Source organism: Streptomyces sp. B8-7 (assembly GCF_058833805.1).
The window spans coordinates 1,284,733-1,303,607 of sequence record NZ_JBYRRL010000001.1 but is presented as its reverse complement, the minus strand read 5'-3'; the positions used below and the strand labels follow the sequence as shown (position 1 = coordinate 1,303,607).

The window sequence follows — 18,875 nt, the reverse complement described above, 5'->3', positions numbered from 1 at the left end:
GCGGTGCGGCGGCACCCGGAAGGGGCGCGGGGGACCGCTCGGCCGGCCGCGACGGCGCCGCGGCCGGCCGACGTCATGACCGCGGCACCTCCGGCGGGGAGCGCTCAGCCGCCCCGGACGGGCTCAGGCGAGGTGACCGCTCACCTCTTCGGCCGCGTCGTGGCCGTACGCCTTGGTGAACCGGTCCATGAAGTGCGCCCGCTTCAGCTGGTACTCCTGCGTGCCCACGGTCTCGATCACGAGGGTGGCCAGCATGCAGCCCACCTGCGCGGCCCGCTCCAGTGAGACACCCCAGGCCAGTCCGGACAGGAACCCCGCGCGGAAGGCGTCGCCGACGCCGGTCGGGTCGGCCTTGCGCTCCTCCTCCGCGCAGCCGACCTCGATCGGGTCCTCGCCCTTGCGTTCGATGCGCACGCCCCGGGAGCCGAGGGTGGTGACGCGCACCCCGACCCGGCCGAGGATCTCCGCGTCGCTCCAGCCGGTCTTCGACTCGATGAGGCCCTTCTCGTACTCGTTGGAGAACAGGTACGTCGCCCCGTCCAGCAGGATGCGGATCTCCTCGCCGTTCATGCGGGCGATCTGCTGGGAGAAGTCGGCGGCGAAGGGGATGGACCGGGAGCGGCACTCCTCGGTGTGGCGGAGCATGGCCTCCGGGTCGTCGGCGCCGATGAGGACCAGGTCGAGGCCGCCGACGCGGTCCGCGACGGTCTTCAGCTCGATCAGCCGGGCCTCGCTCATGGCGCCGGTGTAGAAGGAGCCGATCTGGTTGTGGTCGGCGTCGGTGGTGCACACGAAGCGCGCGGTGTGCAGGGTCTCGGAGATCCGCACCGAGCCGGTGTCGACGCCGTGCCGGTCCAGCCAGGCCCGGTACTCGTCGAAGTCGAAGCCGGCCGAGCCGACCAGGATCGGCCGGGTGCGGAGCTGACCCATGCCGAACGCGATGTTCGCGCCGACACCGCCCCGTCGCACGTCCAGGTTGTCGACCAGGAAGGACAGCGAGACCGTGTGCAGCTGGTCCGCGACGAGCTGGTCGGCGAATCTGCCGGGGAAGGTCATGAGGTGGTCGGTGGCGATGGAGCCGGTGACTGCGATGCGCACGGCGTGGGTCTCCTGGGTGGAGGATCGGTGACAGTCCACGCTACCCGCTGGACCGCGTGGCCTTGAAGGTGACAAAACTACCCGATAGTAGATCTTTCTTCGTGGGTGTGAACGTGCCTACGGTGCGGTCATGACGAACCCTGAGGCTCCCGTCGTCCCCTCGTCCGCCGAGCTGGACGGCGACCTGGCGTCACTGCGCGGCGACTGCGCCCGGATGGCCCCGCACTGGGCCGCCCCGCGCCGGGACGCGGCCCGTCCGGTGCTTCCGTCCAGCATCCACGGCGTGTCCGTGCCCCCGGCGTCCGCACGGCTGCTGGACGCGATGTCGGACTACGGGGACTGAGCCACCGTCCCGCCGTCCCGCCGTCCGGCCGCCCCGCCGTCCGGCCGGGTGTGTCGCCCGCTCACCCGGACGGCGCAGCCGGCGCGTCCGAGGGAACCGCGCGCTCCCCCGCTGCGTCTCATCGCCGTCCCCCGACGGGGGGACGGCGGACACGACCCTCCAGCGGCAGGAGCGATGCGGTGAGCAGCGAGCGACCCGACACCCCCGATCGCGGCCCCGACCACGACCACCCCACCCCGGACGCGCCCGCGACGGCCGCGAACACCGAGAACACCGAGAGCACCGCGAACACCGCGAACACCGAGAACACCGAGAGCACCGCGAACACCGCGAACACCGAGAACACCGAGAGCACCGCGAACACCGCGAACACTGAGAACACTGAGAACACTGAGAACGCCGAGGGCACCGGGACCACCGAGGGCACTCGGGACACCGGGACCACCGAGAGCACCGAGAGCATTGGGGCTGCTGGGAGCACCCCGGCCGTGGAACCGGTTGCGGCGGAGGGCGCCGGGGCGGCGGAGGGCGCCGGGGCGGCGGAGGGCGCCGGGGCGGCGGAGGCCGTCGCCGGGGCCGGGGCGGCGGAGGCCGTCGCCGGGGCCGGGGCGGCGGGTGACATTCCGCGCCCGGCGGACCACGCCTCCGAGGGCGGCCGGCGGCGCACGCCGGTCGTCGTGGCGTCGGTGGTGGCGACGGTCCTGCTCGTCGCGGGCGGCGGCGCCTATCTGACCGCGTCCGCCGGCGGCCGTCCGGCCGGCAGCGCCTCCTCCGGTACGCCCGGCGACGACGGCACTCCCCCGCCGCTGTCCCTGGACGGCCCGTCCGAGAGGTCCGAGGGCACGGGGATCGCGCCCGGCGAGCCGAACCCGTACGGCGCACGGTACGAGGCCACGGTCCCCCTGCCCGACGGCCCGGACTCGGCGCCCGTGTACCGGGCGAAGGGCGAGGTGGGCAGGGACGCCGTGGCCCGGCTGGCGGCGGCCCTCGGCGTGGACGGCACCCCCCAGCTCCAGGGCGGCTCCTGGCGGGTGGGCGGGCAGGACGCGTTCGGTCCGAGTCTCAGGGTGAACGTCCGGGCGCCGGGCACCTGGAGCTTCCAGCGGTACGCGCCCGGCTCGGACGACTGCAAGGGCCCGGCCGGGTGTCCGCAGCCGGGACCGGCCGCTACGACCGGCCCGGACGCCGGATCGGCCGGAGATCCCGTCTCCCAGGGCGCCGGCCCGGACGCCTCGCCCGCCGGCGCCACCGCCGACCCGGTCGGGGAGGAGGCCGCGAAGCGGGCGGCCGCTCCCGTGCTGAAGGCGGTCGGCCAGGACGACGCGAAGATCGACGCGAGCCAGGTCATGGGCGCGCAGCGGGTGGTGAACGCCGACCCGGTGGTCGGGGGCCTGCCGACCTACGGCTGGATGACCGGGCTCACGGTCGGGGTGGACGGCGAGGTCGTCGCGGGCAGCGGGCAGCTCAAGGCGCCGGTCGAGGGCGACACGTACCCGGTGCTGGGGGCGCGGGAGACGCTGGAGCAGATGAACGCGGGCCAGGTCTCGGACGGGAAGGGCTCGGGCATCGGCGGATGTGCGAGCCCGGTGCCGCTGGACGACGGCACCGAGCCGGTCGCCCCGTGCGAGCCGGACCCGGCGCCGGCGCAGCGGATCGATGTGCGCGGCGCGGTGTTCGGGCTCTCCTCGCACTACGAGGACGGGCGGCAGACGCTGGTGCCGTCCTGGCTGTTCGAGGTGCGGGCGCCGGGTGCGCAGGACTCGTTCACGGTGACGCATCCGGCGGTGGAGCCGCGCTTCCTGGCCGCGCCGGGCCCGTCGGCGGTGCCGCCGCCCGGGGAGCCGACCGCGCCGCCGAGCCCGCGGCCGTCCGGCCCGGCCGACCCGGACGGGCCGACCGCGGCGCCGAGCACGAAGGACGTGACGGTGGAGGCGTACACGGCGGAGGGCCGGGAGCTGACGGTGCGCTTCACCGGCGGGGTGTGCGCGGACTACGAGGTGTCCGCCGTGGAGAGCGCGGACGAGGTGACGGTGACGGTGACCGAGACGCCGTGGCCGGACAGGGTGTGCATCCTGATCGCCAAGGTCTTCCACCGGACCGTGCAGCTGGACGAGCCGCTGGGCGACCGCAAGGTGGTCGGCCCCGACCGTCGCGGTATCCCGCTGGAGAAGCCGGGGGCGCAGCTGCCGTAGGGCGTGCCGCGCCGGGTACGGCGACGGCGGCGGCCCCCTGAACCGGGGGCCGCCGCCGTGACGGGGTGCCGGGCCGCGGGTCAGCTGAAGGAGTCGCCGCAGGCGCAGGAGCCGGTCGCGTTCGGGTTGTCGATCGTGAAGCCCTGCTTCTCGATCGTGTCCACGAAGTCGATGGTGGCGCCGCCCAGGTACGGGGCACTCATGCGGTCCGTGACGACCTTCACGCCGTCGAAGTCCTTCTCCACGTCGCCGTCGAGCGAGCGCTCGTCGAAGAAGAGCTGGTAGCGCAGGCCGGAGCAGCCGCCGGGCTGGACGGCGACGCGCAGGGCGAGGTCGTCCCGGCCTTCCTGGTCGAGCAGGGCCTTGACCTTGGACGCGGCGGCGTCGGTCAGGATGATGCCGTCGGTGACGGTGCTGGTCTCGTCCGATACGGACATCTACATCTCTCCCACGTTGTACGGAGACTGCTTGCCGACGGTTGCAACCGGCGGGACCGCTGTTTCATTCCGGCCGGTCCCCGGTTTCCCTCGCGGGCCGGTCTGTTTCATGCTCGCACACCGGCCCGGGAGCGGAAAACGTCCGGCCGGGGCGCGGCGGGCGCGGCCCGGGCGCCGGGCGGGATTCACGTCACATCGACACTATGGCCATCGTCAAACTGACGTGAAGCGGTTATCATAGATAGCGTCATTTCGACGAGAAGGTCGAAGAGTTCGTCCCGCATGACCCGCCGGCCCGGTGCTCCCGGGCGGCGAGCCGCAGAACAGAAAGGGTGCGTGTCGTGACCACCGCCCAGACCCAGGAGCTCGACGTACAGCCGACGCCCCTCGCCCTGCTCCTGCTCGGCCGCGAGGCCGACCCGCGGAGCGAGCGCGGCGTGGAGTGCCCCGGCGACCTCCCCTCGCCGTCCGATCCGGACCTGGTCGAGCGGGCCCGCGCGGCCAAGGAGAAGCTCGGCGACAAGGTCTTCGTCCTCGGCCACCACTACCAGCGCGACGAGGTCATCCAGTTCGCCGACGTCACGGGCGACTCCTTCAAGCTGGCCCGGGACGCGGCCGCCCGCCCCGAGGCCGAGTACATCGTGTTCTGCGGCGTGCACTTCATGGCCGAGTCGGCGGACATCCTCACCTCCGACGACCAGAAGGTCGTGCTGCCGGACCTGGCGGCGGGCTGCTCGATGGCCGACATGGCGACGGCCGAGCAGGTCGCCGAGTGCTGGGACGTGCTCACCGAGGCCGGCGTGGCCGAGCAGGTCGTGCCGGTGTCGTACATGAACTCCTCGGCCGACATCAAGGCCTTCACCGGCAAGCACGGCGGCACGATCTGCACCTCCTCCAACGCCCGGCGCGCCCTGGACTGGGCCTTCGAGCAGGGCGAGAAGGTGCTGTTCCTGCCGGACCAGCACCTCGGCCGCAACACCGCGGTCCGCGACATGGGCATGTCGCTGGAGGACTGTGTGGTCTACAACCCGCACAAGCCGAACGGCGGCCTGAGCGCGGACGAGCTGCGCGCGGCGAAGATGATCCTGTGGCGGGGCCACTGCTCGGTGCACGGCCGCTTCAGCCTGGAGTCGGTCGAGGACGTGCGCGCCCGGATCCCCGGGGTGAACGTGCTGGTCCACCCCGAGTGCCGGCACGAGGTCGTGGCCGCGGCGGACCACGTCGGCTCGACCGAGTACATCATCAAGGCGCTGGAGGCGGCCCCGGCCGGCTCGAAGTGGGCGATCGGCACGGAGCTGAACCTGGTCCGCCGTCTGGCGAATCGTTTCGCACCCGAGGGCAAGGAGATCGTGTTCCTCGACCGCACGGTCTGCTTCTGCTCCACCATGAACCGCATCGACCTCCCGCACCTGGTGTGGGCACTGGAGTCACTGGCCGAGGGCACGCTGGTGAACCGGATCGAGGTCGACCGGGAGACCGAGGCGTTCGCGAAGCTCGCCCTGGAGCGGATGCTGGCCCTGCCGTAGCCCGCCGTCGGCGCCGGGGCCGGCGGCAGATGCCGCCGGCGGGTGCCACGGAGCGTGCCCCGGCAGGAGCGGGACGCGGGGCCCCGGGTCCCGCTCCTGCCGGGGCACGGAGCCCCGCGCAGACGGGAGGGCCGGGTCCCGGACCACAGGGTCCGGGACCCGGCCCTCCGGCGTCCGCGCGCCGTCCCCCTCCGCGGGTGCCGCCCGCTGCTCCGGCTCCGCGGCCGCCCGGGGGCGCGCCGGCCCTGCCGCCGTCCCGGTCCCGGACCGCCGGGTCCGCGGACCGCTCCGGCGCGCCGCGGGTGCCACGGGCGCCGCCCGGCTCACTCCGTCCTCGGGCGGACCAGGCCCGACTCGTACGCGATCACCACCAGCTGGGCCCGGTCGCGGGCGCCCAGCTTGGCCATCGCCCGGTTGACGTGGGTCTTCACGGTCAGCGGGCTCACCGTGAGCCGCTCGGCGATCTCGTCGTTGGAGTGCCCGCCGGCGACCTGCACGAGCACCTCCCGCTCCCGCACGGTGAGCGCGCCCAGCCGGGACGTGCGGCCCGGATCGTCCTCGTCGCCGTCGCCCTGCGCCAGGAACCGGGCGATCAGCCCCCGGGTGGCCGCCGGCGACAGCAGCGCGTCCCCGGCGGCCGCCACCCGGATCGCGTTCAGCAGCTCCTCCGGTTCGGAGCCCTTGCCGAGGAAACCCGACGCGCCCGCGCGCAGCGACCGCACCACGTAGTCGTCGACCTCGAACGTGGTCAGGATGACGACCCGGACCGCCGCGAGCCCGGGGTCGGCGCTGATCATGCGGGTGGCGGCGAGGCCGTCCGTGCCCGGCATCCGGATGTCCATCAGGACCACGTCGGCCTCCCGTTCCCCGGCCAGCCGTACCGCCTCCGCGCCGTCCGAGGCCTCCCCGACGACCTCCATGTCCGGCTCCGAGTCGACCAGCACCCGGAACGCGCTGCGCAGCAGCGCCTGGTCGTCGGCGAGCAGCACGCGGATCGTCATGCCCGGTCCCCTTCCGGGCCGGTGCGGGTCCTCAGCGGCAGGATGGCATGCACCCGGAAGCCGCCTCCGAAGCGGGGACCGGTGGTGAGGGTGCCGCGGACGGCGGTGACGCGTTCCCGCATGCCGAGCAGTCCGTGTCCGCCGCCTCCGGGCGCGGGGTCGCCGGTGCCGTCGTCCAGCACGCTGACCTCGATGCTCGGCCCCACCCGGACCACGCTGACCTCGGCCTTCGCGGTCTGCCCGCCGTGCTTCTGCACGTTGGTGAGCGCTTCCTGGATGATCCGGTACGCGGCGAGGTCGACCGCCGCGGGCAGCCGGGTGTCCTCGTCCGCGCGGGCGACCTCGACCCGCATCCCCGCCGCCCGGAAGGTCGCCACGAGTTCCTCCAGCCGGTCCAGTCCGGGGGCCGGTTCCGTGGGTGCCTCCGGGTCGCCGGACTGCCGCAGCAGCCCCACCGTGGCCCGCAGTTCGTTCAGCGCCGACCGGCTCGCCTCCCGTACGTGGGCCAGCGCCTCCTTCGCCTGGTCGGGGCGTCGGTCCATCACATGGGCGGCGACGCCGGCCTGCACGTTCACCAGGGCGATGTGGTGGGCGACCACATCGTGCAGGTCGCGGGCGATCCGCAGGCGTTCCTCGGCGACCCTGCGGCGCGCCTCCTCCTCCCTGGTCCGCTCGGCCCGCTCCGCGCGCTCCCGGATCGCCTCCACCACCGCTCTGCGGCTGCGGACCGCGTCTCCGCCCGCCGCGGCCATGCCCGTCCAGGCGAAGATGCCGAGGTTCTCCTGCGCGTACCAGGGCAGCGGGCCCGCGAGCATCGCCGCGCCGGTCAGCACGGTCATGGTGAGGAGGCCTGCCCGCAGGGTGGTGTGGCGGTCCGTGGACGCGGCGACGGTGTACAGCGCGATGACGGCGGACATGGCGACGGGTGCCCGGGGGTCGCCGGTCACGCACTCGACCAGGGAGAGGCCGCCGGTGACGGCCAGTACGGGCATCGGGGCTCTGCTGCGGAGGACGAGTGCGGCCGCCGCGAGTGCCATCAGCAGCAGGCTGAGGGGTTCCGGGGTGCGCAGGCCCCAGGTCACGGCGTTGGCTGCCCGCGGGTCGACGAAGGAGCCGGCCACCATGCACAGGAGTGCGCCGGCCGCGAGCGTCGCGTCCAGCGCCATCGGGTGCGCCTTCATGTGGGCCCGGGCTCGGTCGAGGGAGGTCACGGCTGATTACGGTATCCGGCTCGGCCGGGGTGGAGTCCAGGGGCGGGCCTCGGGCGGGGTGAGGGCGGGCCTCGGGCGGGGTGGGGGCGGGGGCCGGGGCGGGAGCGGGGCAGGGGAGCATCGTGGGAGCGGCCGTCGCTGGGGCTCCGGCCGGTGTGGGCGGGGCGGCCCCGGAGCGCCGTGGTCAGCCCGCCCGCCGTCGGGGGACGGGCGGCCCCGGAGCGCCGTGGTCAGCCCGCCCGCCGTCGGGGGACGGGCAGCCCCGGAGCACCGTGGCCGACTCGTCCGCCGTCGGGGGACGGGCAGCCCCGGAGCACCGTGGTCAGCCCGCCCGCCGTCGGGGGACGGGCGGCCCCGGAGCGTGGGGCGGGGCCGCGGCGGGGGGTGTCCGTCCTCGGTCCGGCATGCGGGTCAGCCGTCGGCCCGGGGCGCTTCGGCCGGACGCTGCGGGCGGGCACCCCCCGCCACGTCCCCTCCCGCCGTACCCGGCTGACCGCCGTCGGAGGACCGGGCGCGGTGGGATGCGGGGCCGTGAGCCGCCGAACGCCCGAAGGACCGGGGCGCGGTGGGATGCGGGGCCCTGAGGCGCCGAACGCCGTCGGAGGACCGGGGTGCCGGGGGGTCAGCCTGGGATCAGGCCGTCGTCGCGGAGCAGGGCCCGGACATCGGCCATGGTCGCCTCGGGTGCGGGGAGGATGAGGTCCGAGGGGGCGAGGGAGGCGTCGGGCAGGGGGGTGCCGAGGCGGCGGACCGCCTCCAGGAGGTTGCCGAACGTGCGCCGGAAACCCTGCTCGTCACCCGACTCGAGCTCCTTGAGGAGCTCGTCGTCCAGCTGGTTGAGCTCGGCAAGATGGCTGTCGGACAGCTTCACCTGCCCCTCCCCCATGATCCGTACGATCATGTCGCCTCCCTCGGCGTGGGCCGCTACTGCTTGTCGAAGCGCGGGGTGTCCTGCGGCTGCTGCTGGGGCGAGGACTCCGAGCCGGGCTGGCCGCCCTCCAGGGCCTGCCGGTCGGTGGTGCCGCCCGCCAGCTCCGCCTTCATCCGCTGAAGCTCCAGCTCTACATCCGTACCACCGGACAGCCGGTCCAGCTCGGCCTGGATGTCGTCCTTGGCGACGCCGGTCGGGTCGTCCAGGGCGCCGGAGGCGAGGAGCTCGTCGATCGCACCGGCGCGGGCCTGGAGCTGCGCCGTCTTGTCCTCGGCACGCTGGACCGCCAGCCCGACGTCGCCCATCTCCTCGGAGATGCCGGTGAAGGCCTCCCCGATCCGGGTCTGCGCCTGGGCGGCGGTGTAGGTCGCCTTGATCGTCTCCTTCTTGGTGCGGAAGGCGTCGACCTTCGCCTGGAGGCGCTGCGCCGCCAGGGTGAGCTTCTCCTCCTCGCCCTGGAGGGTGGAGTGCTGCGTCTCCAGGTCGGTCACCTGCTGCTGGAGGGCGGCCCGGCGCGACAGCGCCTCACGGGCCAGGTCCTCGCGGCCCAGCGCGAGCGCCTTGCGGCCCTGGTCCTCCAGCTTGCCCGACTGCTGCTGCAGCTGGTTGAGCTGGAGTTCCAGCCGCTTGCGCGAGGTCGCGACGTCGGCGACACCGCGGCGCACCTTCTGGAGCAGCTCCAGCTGTTTCTGGTACGAGTAGTCGAGGGTCTCGCGCGGGTCCTCGGCCCGGTCCAGGGCCTTGTTCGCCTTCGCGCGGAAGAGCATCCCCATCCGCTTCATGACACCGCTCATGGGCTTCGCGCGCCCCCTTCTGACGGACTCCAGCTCCAGCTCTGCGACAGAACCCACAGTACGGGCCCTGCCTCCATTGACGCACTGTTCCGGGGCTGATGCGGTCATCCCCGAGGACGACTGCGTCCGCTCCGGCCTCCGGCGCAAGGAGTAGATGGCCCCCGAGAACCCGGTGGGAACCGGGTCTCAGGAGAGTGCTCTCTCCCGGGTACCCGCGGCTCCTGTGCGTGCTGCCTGTCCCCCCTGAGGACGACTGGTGTTGCCGGATCGTTCCCCGCGGGGCTGGGGTCCACACCCGACTACCCCGTACCCTTGGGTTTTGTGTTCCGTAGCCGTGCCACCAAGGACGAGAAGGCCGCCGTCGCCGACCAGGCGCAGCCGGCCGACTCCAAGCAGCCCCGTGACCCGCAGGCCCCGAAGGGCAGGCCGACGCCCAAGCGCAGTGAGGCCCAGTCCCAGCGCCGCAGCGTGGCCAGTACGCCGACGACGCGCAAGGAGGCCGCCAAGCGGCAGCGCGAGGAGCGGCGTGCCGCCCTGGAGCGGCAGCGCAAGGCGCTGGCCGGGGGTGACGAACGCTATCTCCCCGCGCGCGACAAGGGGCCGGTGCGCCGCTTCGCGCGCGACTTCGTCGACTCCCGGTTCAACGTCGCCGAGTTCTTCCTGCCGATGGCCGTGCTCATCCTGGTGCTGAGCGTGGTGCGGGTGCCGAACGTGCAGACGCTGGCGCTGCTGCTGTGGCTCGTCGTCATCGTGCTGATCGTGCTCGACTCCTTCGCCACCGGTTTCCGTCTGCGGAAGCTGCTGGCCGAGCGGTTCCCGGACGAGAAGCGGCGCGGCGCGATCGCCTACGCCCTGATGCGAAGCCTGCAGATGCGTCGCCTCCGGCTGCCCAAGCCACAGGTCAAGCGCGGAGAGCGGCCCTGAGCGCAGCTGCCCATCCCGGGGGCGCCCGGCTGGGCGCCGCGGGCGGCGTGCGGGAGGTCGTCCGGCAGGAGCTGGTGGCCAGGCAGCTCGACGAGCAGATGGCCGGCCGGTTCCCGGTCGGCCGGCGGCTGAGGGTGCTGGACGTCGGCATGGGCCGGGGCGCGCAGGCGCTGCGACTGGCCCGGACGGGGCACCAGGTCACCGGGGTCGAGCGGGACGCCACGATGGTCGCCGCCGCCCGTGAGGCGCTGCGCGCCGAGCCGGAGGGCATCCGGGAGCGGATGCGGATCGTGGAGGGCGACGGCCGGGACACCGGGGTGCACTTCCTGCCCGGAACCTTCGACGTGGTGCTCTGCCACGGCGTGCTGATGCACGTGGAGGCGCCGGACGCGCTGCTCGCCGGGCTGGCGCGGGTGCTGGCACCCGGCGGGCTGTTGTCGCTGCTGGTGCGGAACGCGGACGCGCTGGCCATGCGGCCGGGGCTGACCGGCGACTGGGCCGGGGCACTGGCCTCGTTCGACTCCACCGTCGACCCGGGGGTGCCGCCGCCGCGTGCCCGGGCGGACGCGGACGGGGAGCAGCCCGCGCGGCCGGGCCCGCAGGTGCGGGCGGACCGGCTGCGGACCATCACGGCGACGCTGGCCGGCATCGGAACACCGCTGCACACCTGGTACGGCGTGCGGGTCTTCACCGACACCGTGCCCGACGGCGCGGAGCTGCCCGCGGACGTCGGACAGCTGCTGGCCGCCGAGGAGCGGGCCGGGCGCACCGATCCCTACCGGGCGGTGGCGGCCCTGCTGCACCTGTGCGGGGTGCGCGGCTGACGTCCCGCCGGGGCGGACCACGTTCGGATCAGCCGGGCGGGCCCGGGACCGGGCGTGCGGTGAGACTCGGGGACATGAGCCCTCTCCCCGTGCGCGGCGCCCGGCGGGCGGTCGCGGCCGTCGCCGTCCTGTCCGGCGGACTCGTCCTGGCCACCGGGTGCTCGGACGGCCCGGGACCGCCCGGACCGCCGACGGCTGCCGCGGCACACTCGGCCGGCCCGCGGGAGCAGGGCACCGCGCAGGCCGCTGCCAGGGCGGACAGCGCCCTGGAGGACGGCTACCGGAAGGTCATCGCGGACGTCCTGCCGTCGGTCGTGCAGATCAGAGCGGGCAGCGACCTGGGCTCGGGCGTGGTCTACGACGACAAGGGACATATCGTCACCAACGCCCACGTCGTCGGGGAGTCGCGGTCCTTCACGGTGACGACCGCGAACAGCGAGCGGCCGCTGACCGCCCGGCTCGTGTACTCCTACCCCGAACAGGATCTGGCCGTGGTGCGGCTGGAGGAGCCGCCGGACGGGCTGCGGGCGGCGGTCTTCGGGGACTCCCGGAGCGTCGAGGTGGGGCAGATCGTGCTGGCGATGGGCTCGCCGCTGGGCCTGTCGTCCAGCGTCACCCAGGGCATCGTGTCGGCGACGGGCCGTACGGTGAGCGAGGGGCGCGACGGCGGGGGTGTCGGGGCGACCATCCCGAACATGGTGCAGACGTCCGCGGCGATCAACCCCGGCAACAGCGGCGGCGCGCTGGTGAACCTGGACAGCGAGGTCATCGGGATCCCCACGCTGGCCGCCACGGATCCGGGGTTCGGGGACAGCGCGGCACCGGGCATCGGGTTCGCGATCCCGGCCTCGACGGTGCGGACGGTCGCCGACCAGATCATCCGCAGCGGCCGGGTGACGGACTCCGGGCGCGCGGCGCTCGACGTCACCGTGCGTACGGTCGTCGACTCCGACTACCGGGCGGCGGGCGCGGCCGTGGTGGACGTCGAGGCGGGCGGTGCGGCCGCCGAGGCGGGGCTGCGGCCGGGGGATGTCATCACCGCGCTCGGCGGCACCCCGGTGACCACGGCGACGTCGTTGGCCCAGGCGCTCGCCGAGGACGCGCCCGGCGAGAAGACCACCGTGACCTACGAGCGGCAGGGCGTCGAGCGGACCGTGGACGTGACCCTCGGCGAGCAGTGACACCCCGCCCGGCCCGGACCCCGGCGGCCCGCCCGACGCGCGGAGGGGGCCGGCGCTCCGGGCCGGCGCTCCGGGCCGGCGGGGAGAGGCGGGCCGGTGCTCGGCCGGCCCGGAGCGGGGCGGCCGGTGAACGGGGGCCGCCCCGGTCCGTCACGGTCCGTCAGGCCTCGGCGGTGTCCCCGGCCGGCTCCCCGCCCGTGTCCTCGGCGTGCAGGCTCATCGGGCCGTAGATCTCGGTGGTGTCCTCGAACAGGCGGGCCTGGTCCGCGCCGCCGGCCAGGAGATCCTTCCAGACCTCGCCGATCCAGGACTCCGCGTCGCCCTGGGTGGTGAACTCCTCGGGCTGCACCGCGGGCTCGACCTCCGTCCCGTCGGTCTTCTCGAACCGCCACGTCCACGTCGACATGCAGGCCTCCCTCGCGTTACGTCGTAGGGACCGAGCCTATGGGGTGGGAGGGGGCCACCAGAAGAAGATCCACGCACCGGGCCGGGTCCGCGGCTCCCACAGCGCGGGGTGGGTGCCGGCGGCCGGGGCAGAGGCCGCGGTCGCCGCCGGGCGTACCCGGACGGGCGTGGGCAGGGGCGAACGGCGAGAATCGGGGCGTGGAACTGACTCTGCTCGGTACGGGTGCTCCCGCCGGACTCCCCCGCCCGGACTGTCCCTGCGCCGCCTGCGCGGCCGCGGCCCGGGGTGAGCCGCGGGCCGCCACCGCGGTGCTGGTCGACGGTGCGCTGCTGCTGGATCTGACGCCGGGGGTGGCGTTCGCGGCGGCCCGGGCGGGGCGGAGCCTGTCCGGTGTCCGGCAGGTGCTGCTGTCGCATCCGCACGACGGGCCGGCGGTCGAGGTGCCGGCCGGGCTGCCGCAGCCGGGCCGGGTGCCGGACGGCCGGGAGCTGGCGCTTCTGACGGGGCACCGGGTCCGGGCGGTGGCGATGGACGCGCCGGGCACCGGATATGCGGTGACCGGCCCGGACGGGCACCGCCTGCTGTATCTGCCGCCGGGCGGGGCTCCGGCGGGGCTCGGGGAGAACGGCGCCCCGGGCGAGCCCTACCACCTGGTCCTGGCCGACGTGCCCGGGCGGCCGGACGCGCTGGCCCGGCTGCGGGCGGTCGGCGCGGTGGGGGCGGCGACCGACGTGGTCGCCGTGCACGTGGACCATGACGTGCCGCCCGGGGCGGAACTGCGGCGGCGGCTGGCGGCGGCGGGGGTGCGGGCCGTGCCGGACGGGACGACGCTGCGCGCCGGGGCCTACGGCGAGGCGGCCGACGTGCCCGAGGTGCCGCGGCGGACGCTGGTGCTGGGCGGGGCGCGCTCGGGGAAGTCGGTGGAGGCGGAGCGGCGGCTGGAGTCGTTCCCCGACGTGCTGTACGTGGCCACGGGCGGAACGCGGGGCGGCGACACGGAGTGGGCCGGACGGGTGGCCGCGCACCGGGAGCGGCGGCCGGGGTCGTGGCGGACGGTGGAGACCTGCGACCTGGTGCCGCTGCTGACCGAGGAGGGGCCGCCGCTGCTGGTGGACTGTCTGTCGCTGTGGCTGACCGACGCGATGGACTCGGTGGACGCCTGGGACGACGCGGAGTGGGCGGGCGGCGGTGAACAGGCGCTGCGGGAGCGCGTACGGCAGCTCACCGAGGCGGTGCGCCGGACGCGGCGGGTGGTCGTCGCGGTGTCGAACGAGGTGGGTTCGGGGATCGTGCCGGCCACCGCGTCGGGACGCCGCTACCGGGACGAACTGGGCCGGCTGAACGCGGCGTTCGCGGCCGAGTGCGAGCAGGTGCTGCTGGTGGTGGCGGGTCAGGCCTCGGTGCTGCGCGGGTGAGTGCGGCCCGGCGGACCGGGTGGCCTCGCCCTGCGGGCGGGTGGGCCCGTCCCCCGGTGCGGGGCGGTCCGTCCGGCGGGCGGGGCGCCGCCGGCCGTGGGTCCGCCGCGGCCTGGGCCGGGTCCCCCTCACCCGGCGTGGGACTCCGGGCTCCCCGGTGGTGGCGTGCCGCCGCTTCCGGGGCGGGGCGACCGCCCGGGCCGGGCGGCCGGCACCCGCCGCGCGGGTTCACCCGGACGGGCTCGCCGTCGCGCTGCCGGTGGTGCTCACGTGGAGGCCGGCGGCAGGGGTGCGGGCGATGAGGCGGTAGGTGCGGGAGAGGCGGCCGCCGCGGGTCGGCAGGACGGGGCCCGGGGGTGAGACGAGCGTGCAGCCCTCCGCCTCCAGTTCGGCGCCGAGGTTGGCCGGGGGCAGCAGGTGCGGGTGCCGGGGCGGGGGCAGACGGTGCGGTGAGGTGGCCTCGACCAGCAGGTGGCCCCCGGGGCGCAGCGCGGTGAGGGCGGCGCGCAGTTCCGCACGGGGGTCCGCGGAGTGCTCCAGGTGGTGGAGCATGCTGACCACGTCGTAGCGGGCGCGCAGCCGGGTGAGAACGCCGGGGGCGGTGAGGGTGCCGACGTGTGCCTCCTCGACCCGGCCGGCCGCTCGGGCGCGCTCGACCCGGGGGGTGGCGTCGATGCCGTCGAACGCCGTGTACGGGAACAGGACACGAGCGGTCTCGGGGAAGTCGGCCGGCCCCGTCCCGACGTCCAGCCAGCTCTCCGGCTCGGGGAAGGGAAGCATCGCGCGCGCTGCGAGGCGGTGGCGCAGCCGGGTCACCGCGGCACGCACGCCGTCGGGGCGGGCGGTGTCCCGGGGGGTGCGCGGGGCGGGGCGGGGGTTGAGGAAGACGTGGGTGCAGGCGGCGCACTCGTCCACGCCCTGGGCTCCGGGCCCGGTGCGGGCGCGCAGGGTGGTGGAGCCGCACCAGGGGCAGTCGTCGCGACGTGGACCGGCGGGGGTGGGGGACATCGGCGACTCCGAGGGACGGCCGGGACGGCGGACAGAGGCGTATGACAATCCGCTGCAAAACGGAACGTATGGGATCTCGATCTTGGGTGCAACGACGTGGCGGGGGTGTGGTGGCGCCGTTGTGGTCCTGCGGCGGCCCCGCTGCGGCTCCGCTGCGGCTCCGCTGCGGCCCCGCTGTGCGGCCGTGCCGCGCACCGCTGTCGCCGCGCGGCACCGGCGGTGCGGCGGCGGTGTGGCGGCGGTGTGGCGGCGGTGTGGCGGCGGTGTGGCGGCCTGCTGTTCGACCGAGGCCGGTACTGTTCGGCGAATGAGCCCGCTGAATCTCGACGACTTCACCGATCTGATCGAGCGACCCGACGGCGCGGTGCGCCGCGACGCGGAGGCCCGCAGGGAGCGTCAGATCGTGCCGCCCGGATCACTGGGACGCCTGGACGAACTCGCCGAGTGGCTGGCCGCGGCGCAGGGCGCGGTGCCGGTGCGGCCGGTCGAGCGGCCTCGGGTGGTGCTCTTCGCCGCCGACCACGGGATCGCCGCGCAGGGCGTGTCGGCGCGTGGCGCGGGCAGCGCCGTGGAGCTGGTGCGCCAGGTGCTGGACGGCAGCCGCCCCGTGGCGGTGCTGGCGCGCCGGCTGGGCGTGCCCGTGCGGGTCGTGGACATGGCCCTGGACTGCGACCCGGGTCTGCTGCCCGCGGACGTCGTACGGCACCGGGTGCGGCGCGGCAGCGGGCGGATCGACGTCGAGGACGCGATGACCGCCGAGGAGACGGAGGCGGCGCTCCGGGCCGGCATGGCGGTCGCCGACGAGGAGGCCGACTCGGGGACGGATCTCGTGGTGCTCGGGGACCTGAGCGTCGGCGGGACGACCGTCGCGGGCGTGCTGGTGGCCGCGCTGTGCGGCACCGACGCGTCGGTGGTGACCGGGCGCGGCGGGCTGGCGATCGACGATCTGGCCTGGATGCGCAAGTGCGCCGCGATCCGGGACGCGCTGCGCCGGGCCCGCCCGGTGCTGGGCGAGCAGGTGGAACTGCTGACCGCGGTCGGCGGGGCCGACGTCGCCGCCATGACGGGTTTCCTGCTCCAGGCCGCGGTGCGCAAGCTGCCGGTCGTGCTGGACGGCGTGGTGAGCGCGGCGTGCGCACTGGTGGGGCAGCGGGTCGCGTTCCGGGCGCCCGACTGGTGGCTGGCGGGCCAGCTCAGCGGGGAGCCGGCGCAGGCGAAGGCGCTGGACCGGATGGCCCTGGAGCCGCTGCTGGACCAGGGCGTCACCGTGGGCGAGGGCGCGGGGGCGCTGCTCGCGCTGCCGCTGGTGCAGGCCGCCTCGGCGCTCGCCGCGGAGCTGCCCGAGCGGGCCGGGCGGACCGAGGCGGCCGAGCCGTCCGAGGGGACGGAGCGGAGTGGGCAGGCCGGACTCCCGGACGGCTCCGGGCCGTCCCCCCTGTCCGGGCCGGCCGCGGACGGCGCGCACGCCGGGCTCCCGGAGCAGCCCGGACCGGTCGAGGAGAAGCCGCGGGACGAGTGAACCGGGCGGCGCGCGCCCGAGAGCGGTGCCTCGGGCGGCGAAACGCGCGGACCGGCTGGGAGCGGTGAGCGGATCGGCATGAGCCGGGGGACGCGAGGGCCGGGCACGGGCTGGGCCGGCGCCGGGACGCCGGGGTCCGGCGAGGCGTAGCCCGGCGTTCGGAGACGCGCCCCACCACACGTCCCGCAGGCGCGGGCGGCCCGCGGTGCCCCTCGCGGGCCGTCGAGGGCCGTCCAGGTGCCGGGCGGTGTCCGGGAGAGGAACGTCACGCGAACGCCGCTGAACCCCGCGGTGTGCCCGTCGGTCTACGGGGGTGGCGTGGGCCTCGGCGCCGGACCGGTGCCGGGGCTGTGGCGCGGGCCGCCCGGCTCGTCGACCGACCCGGCTGCGGACAGGGCCGCCGGAGCACGCCGACGCCCTGGAGCTGTGGCCGTCCCGGTCACGGCACGGGTACCGGCCCGTCGGCCCGTCCCGGAGCCGTGGCTCCTCGCCGCACACCGGCCACGTCCCGGCCCGTGCGTCCGGAGCCGGCCCGCCCGCTCCGGACGCACCGCAGGGGGAGATATGCGGAGATATGGGGAGATATGCGGACGACCTGGCCCGCCCGACTCGCCCGCGCCGAGTGGGGGCCGCTCGGTGCCGCCGTACGGGGCCGGCTGCGGGAGCGGGGGTGGCGGGCGCTGGGGATGACGCTGGGCGCGGCGGCGCTGACGGTGCTGCTGCACACGGTGCACCAGCAGCCCTGGGGGTACGGGCCGGTCCAGCAGGCCGGTGCCGTGCGGGCGGCCGATCCGCTGTGGCTGGCCCTGCTGCGCACCCCGCTGTCGCTGTTCGTGCCCGCGCTGAACCTGCCGGTGTGGGGCGCGCTCGCGCAGATCCTGCTGGTGTTCGGGACGGCGGAGCTGTCCCTGGGGCGGGCGCGCACCCTGGCCGTGGGCTGCGCGGCGACCCTGGCGGGCACCCTGTACGCGCGGGCCGGCCTCGCACTCGGGCCCGGTCTGCCGTTCGGGCTGGCCGCCTCCGACGCACTGGTCGTCGACAGCGGGCCGTCCGCGGCGGTGGTGGGGCTCGCGGTCTGGACCGGGCTGCGCCATCGCGCGCGCCTCACGGCGGGCGCGGTGACCGCGGCGATGGTGGTGGAGGTGCTGGTCGAGCCGAACCTCGCGGGCCGGGAGCACCTCGCGGCGATCGCCGGGGTGCTGCTGCTGCACGCGGCGGCCGCCCTGCGGGGCCGCCGCCGGCGGGCCGGTCAGGGGGCGACGGAGCGCTGCGCGGGGTCGGGGGCGCCGCCGATGAGGTCCTGGAGCCGGCGGGCGGGGCCCGTCCAGCGCCGGTCGTGGTGGTAGGCGCGCAGCAGGGCGCGGGCCCGCAGGCGCGGACGGCGGGAGTAGAAGCGGCGGGCCCACGGGGAGAAGGGGCGGGCCAGGCGGAGCGCGCCGACGAGGGCGACGAAGGGCACGACGACGCCGATGATCGCCATGCGGGCCTTGCCCTTGGCGAGGGCCACGAGGGCGAACAGGAAGTTCACGGCGATGGTCAGCAGGACCGTGCCGCGGTTCTGGAGTTCGTCGTCGGACAGGCCGTTCACGCCGAAGGGCGAGAAGCCGAGCAGCATCAGGCCGACCAGGGCGGCGGTGAGCACCACGACCTCCACGCTCTTGCGCCCGGCCTCCGTCCAGTAGACGTCGTCGAGGTGGAGGATGAGCGCGAACTCGTCGAGGACGAGTCCCGCGCCGATGCCGAAGACCACCGCGGCAAACCCCGAGCCGAAGCCCCGGGTGCCGCCGGCGACCGCGGCGAACCCGCCGACGACGGTGAGGACGACGCCGGGCACGACGTGGTGGATGTGCAGTCCGCCCGCCTTGACGTTGCCGAACGGCCCCCGCCCGGCCCGGATGAGACGGGTGATCAGACGGGTGATCAGGAAGGTGGCGAGGAAGGAGAAGAGGGCGAGCAGCAGCGGCAGTTTGCCGGGTTCGATGATGTTGCGTTCCAGCCAGTCGCCCATGTCGGCAGTCTGCGCCGGGGCGTGCGGGGCCGCTCGTCGGGTTAGGCCGTCGCGTAG

At 75.4% G+C, this 18,875-nt stretch carries 18 protein-coding genes; 9 read left to right on the top strand and 9 right to left on the bottom strand.

The window, feature by feature from the left end; translation table 11 throughout:
- Positions 1 to 123: 123 nt before the first annotated feature.
- On the bottom strand, positions 124 to 1,098 hold the full coding sequence (locus tag AC5K6T_RS05390) for a carbohydrate kinase family protein (protein ID WP_493206099.1): 975 nt from the start codon (positions 1,096 to 1,098) through the stop codon (positions 124 to 126).
- Positions 1,099 to 1,228: 130 nt separating this feature from the next.
- Between AC5K6T_RS05390 and AC5K6T_RS05385 the strand changes: the two genes are divergently transcribed.
- Entirely contained in the window at positions 1,229 to 1,441 is a 213-nt protein-coding gene (locus AC5K6T_RS05385; RefSeq protein WP_493206098.1) for a hypothetical protein, read from the top strand.
- 179 nt (positions 1,442 to 1,620) lie between these two features.
- On the top strand, positions 1,621 to 3,633 hold the full coding sequence (locus tag AC5K6T_RS05380; protein ID WP_493206096.1) for a hypothetical protein: 2,013 nt from the start codon (positions 1,621 to 1,623) through the stop codon (positions 3,631 to 3,633).
- Positions 3,634 to 3,713: 80 nt separating this feature from the next.
- On the opposite strand, the gene erpA is transcribed toward AC5K6T_RS05380, so the two are convergent.
- Positions 3,714 to 4,070: an iron-sulfur cluster insertion protein ErpA gene (erpA, locus tag AC5K6T_RS05375; protein WP_130437147.1), complete on the bottom strand. Its 357-nt coding sequence runs from the start codon at positions 4,068 to 4,070 to the stop codon at positions 3,714 to 3,716.
- Between the two features lie 341 nt (positions 4,071 to 4,411).
- On the opposite strand from erpA, the gene nadA reads away from it, so the two are divergent.
- On the top strand, positions 4,412 to 5,596 hold the full coding sequence (nadA, locus tag AC5K6T_RS05370) for a quinolinate synthase NadA (RefSeq protein ID WP_493206095.1): 1,185 nt from the start codon (positions 4,412 to 4,414) through the stop codon (positions 5,594 to 5,596).
- Between the two features lie 323 nt (positions 5,597 to 5,919).
- On the opposite strand, the gene AC5K6T_RS05365 is transcribed toward nadA, so the two are convergent.
- From AC5K6T_RS05365 to AC5K6T_RS05350, 4 genes are all read right to left on the bottom strand, one after another.
- Positions 5,920 to 6,597, bottom strand: a complete 678-nt coding sequence (locus tag AC5K6T_RS05365) for a response regulator (protein WP_493206093.1) — start codon at positions 6,595 to 6,597, stop codon at positions 5,920 to 5,922.
- Positions 6,594 to 7,808, bottom strand: coding sequence for a sensor histidine kinase (locus AC5K6T_RS05360; RefSeq protein WP_493206091.1), 1,215 nt, complete (start codon positions 7,806 to 7,808; stop codon positions 6,594 to 6,596). Before AC5K6T_RS05360 ends, AC5K6T_RS05365 begins: the two co-directional genes overlap by 4 nt.
- Before the next feature lie 622 nt (positions 7,809 to 8,430).
- Positions 8,431 to 8,709 (bottom strand): PspA-associated protein PspAA, encoded by a 279-nt coding sequence (pspAA, locus tag AC5K6T_RS05355; RefSeq protein WP_493206090.1) that lies wholly within the window; start codon positions 8,707 to 8,709, stop codon positions 8,431 to 8,433.
- A gap of 23 nt (positions 8,710 to 8,732) precedes the next feature.
- Positions 8,733 to 9,533, bottom strand: a complete 801-nt coding sequence (locus tag AC5K6T_RS05350; protein ID WP_493207356.1) for a PspA/IM30 family protein — start codon at positions 9,531 to 9,533, stop codon at positions 8,733 to 8,735.
- 243 nt (positions 9,534 to 9,776) lie between these two features.
- Here AC5K6T_RS05350 and AC5K6T_RS05345 point away from each other — a divergent pair, with 243 nt between their 5' ends.
- The 3 genes from AC5K6T_RS05345 to AC5K6T_RS05335 all read left to right on the top strand — a co-directional run bounded on the left by AC5K6T_RS05345 (position 9,777) and on the right by AC5K6T_RS05335 (position 12,462).
- On the top strand, positions 9,777 to 10,457 hold the full coding sequence (locus tag AC5K6T_RS05345) for a DUF3043 domain-containing protein (protein ID WP_493207355.1): 681 nt from the start codon (positions 9,777 to 9,779) through the stop codon (positions 10,455 to 10,457).
- Positions 10,458 to 10,531: 74 nt separating this feature from the next.
- Positions 10,532 to 11,281 (top strand): methyltransferase domain-containing protein, encoded by a 750-nt coding sequence (locus AC5K6T_RS05340; protein ID WP_493206088.1) that lies wholly within the window; start codon positions 10,532 to 10,534, stop codon positions 11,279 to 11,281.
- Between the two features lie 74 nt (positions 11,282 to 11,355).
- Entirely contained in the window at positions 11,356 to 12,462 is a 1,107-nt protein-coding gene (locus AC5K6T_RS05335) for a S1C family serine protease (RefSeq protein WP_493206086.1), read from the top strand.
- 160 nt (positions 12,463 to 12,622) lie between these two features.
- Here the strand turns inward: AC5K6T_RS05335 and AC5K6T_RS05330 are convergent, their stop codons facing one another.
- Positions 12,623 to 12,868 carry a hypothetical protein gene (locus AC5K6T_RS05330; protein ID WP_493206085.1) on the bottom strand — a complete coding sequence of 82 codons (246 nt, stop codon included), beginning with the start codon at positions 12,866 to 12,868 and terminating at the stop codon, positions 12,623 to 12,625.
- Between the two features lie 197 nt (positions 12,869 to 13,065).
- Between AC5K6T_RS05330 and AC5K6T_RS05325 the strand changes: the two genes are divergently transcribed.
- Positions 13,066 to 14,283 carry a bifunctional adenosylcobinamide kinase/adenosylcobinamide-phosphate guanylyltransferase gene (locus tag AC5K6T_RS05325; protein WP_493206083.1) on the top strand — a complete coding sequence of 406 codons (1,218 nt, stop codon included), beginning with the start codon at positions 13,066 to 13,068 and terminating at the stop codon, positions 14,281 to 14,283.
- A gap of 228 nt (positions 14,284 to 14,511) precedes the next feature.
- On the opposite strand, the gene AC5K6T_RS05320 is transcribed toward AC5K6T_RS05325, so the two are convergent.
- Positions 14,512 to 15,291 carry a class I SAM-dependent methyltransferase gene (locus tag AC5K6T_RS05320; RefSeq protein ID WP_493206081.1) on the bottom strand — a complete coding sequence of 260 codons (780 nt, stop codon included), beginning with the start codon at positions 15,289 to 15,291 and terminating at the stop codon, positions 14,512 to 14,514.
- 307 nt (positions 15,292 to 15,598) lie between these two features.
- On the opposite strand from AC5K6T_RS05320, the gene cobT reads away from it, so the two are divergent.
- Both cobT and AC5K6T_RS05310 read left to right on the top strand, forming a co-directional pair.
- On the top strand, positions 15,599 to 16,810 hold the full coding sequence (cobT, locus tag AC5K6T_RS05315) for a nicotinate-nucleotide--dimethylbenzimidazole phosphoribosyltransferase (RefSeq protein WP_493206079.1): 1,212 nt from the start codon (positions 15,599 to 15,601) through the stop codon (positions 16,808 to 16,810).
- Between the two features lie 584 nt (positions 16,811 to 17,394).
- Positions 17,395 to 18,156, top strand: coding sequence for a hypothetical protein (locus AC5K6T_RS05310; protein ID WP_493206077.1), 762 nt, complete (start codon positions 17,395 to 17,397; stop codon positions 18,154 to 18,156).
- On the opposite strand, the gene AC5K6T_RS05305 is transcribed toward AC5K6T_RS05310, so the two are convergent.
- A complete protein-coding gene (locus tag AC5K6T_RS05305; protein ID WP_493206075.1) occupies positions 18,060 to 18,818 on the bottom strand; it encodes a hypothetical protein in 759 nt (252 codons plus the stop codon). The two genes, AC5K6T_RS05310 and AC5K6T_RS05305, sit on opposite strands and share 97 nt — an antisense overlap.
- Positions 18,819 to 18,875: the final 57 nt, after the last annotated feature.

Excerpts from the sequence above, each read along its gene's own strand:
- AC5K6T_RS05330 (WP_493206085.1), bottom strand. The coding sequence starts at position 12,868 with ATGTCGACGTGGACGTGGCGGTTCGAGAAGACCGACGGGACGGAGGTC.
- AC5K6T_RS05320 (WP_493206081.1), bottom strand. The coding sequence starts at position 15,291 with ATGTCCCCCACCCCCGCCGGTCCACGTCGCGACGACTGCCCCTGGTGC.
- AC5K6T_RS05335 (WP_493206086.1), top strand. The coding sequence starts at position 11,356 with ATGAGCCCTCTCCCCGTGCGCGGCGCCCGGCGGGCGGTCGCGGCCGTC.
- AC5K6T_RS05385 (WP_493206098.1), top strand. The coding sequence starts at position 1,229 with ATGACGAACCCTGAGGCTCCCGTCGTCCCCTCGTCCGCCGAGCTGGAC.
- AC5K6T_RS05350 (WP_493207356.1), bottom strand. The coding sequence starts at position 9,533 with ATGAGCGGTGTCATGAAGCGGATGGGGATGCTCTTCCGCGCGAAGGCG.
- AC5K6T_RS05305 (WP_493206075.1), bottom strand. The coding sequence starts at position 18,818 with ATGGGCGACTGGCTGGAACGCAACATCATCGAACCCGGCAAACTGCCG.
- erpA (WP_130437147.1), bottom strand. The coding sequence starts at position 4,070 with ATGTCCGTATCGGACGAGACCAGCACCGTCACCGACGGCATCATCCTG.
- AC5K6T_RS05365 (WP_493206093.1), bottom strand. The coding sequence starts at position 6,597 with ATGACGATCCGCGTGCTGCTCGCCGACGACCAGGCGCTGCTGCGCAGC.
- pspAA (WP_493206090.1), bottom strand. The coding sequence starts at position 8,709 with ATGATCGTACGGATCATGGGGGAGGGGCAGGTGAAGCTGTCCGACAGC.
- AC5K6T_RS05310 (WP_493206077.1), top strand. The coding sequence starts at position 17,395 with ATGCGGACGACCTGGCCCGCCCGACTCGCCCGCGCCGAGTGGGGGCCG.
- cobT (WP_493206079.1), top strand. The coding sequence starts at position 15,599 with ATGAGCCCGCTGAATCTCGACGACTTCACCGATCTGATCGAGCGACCC.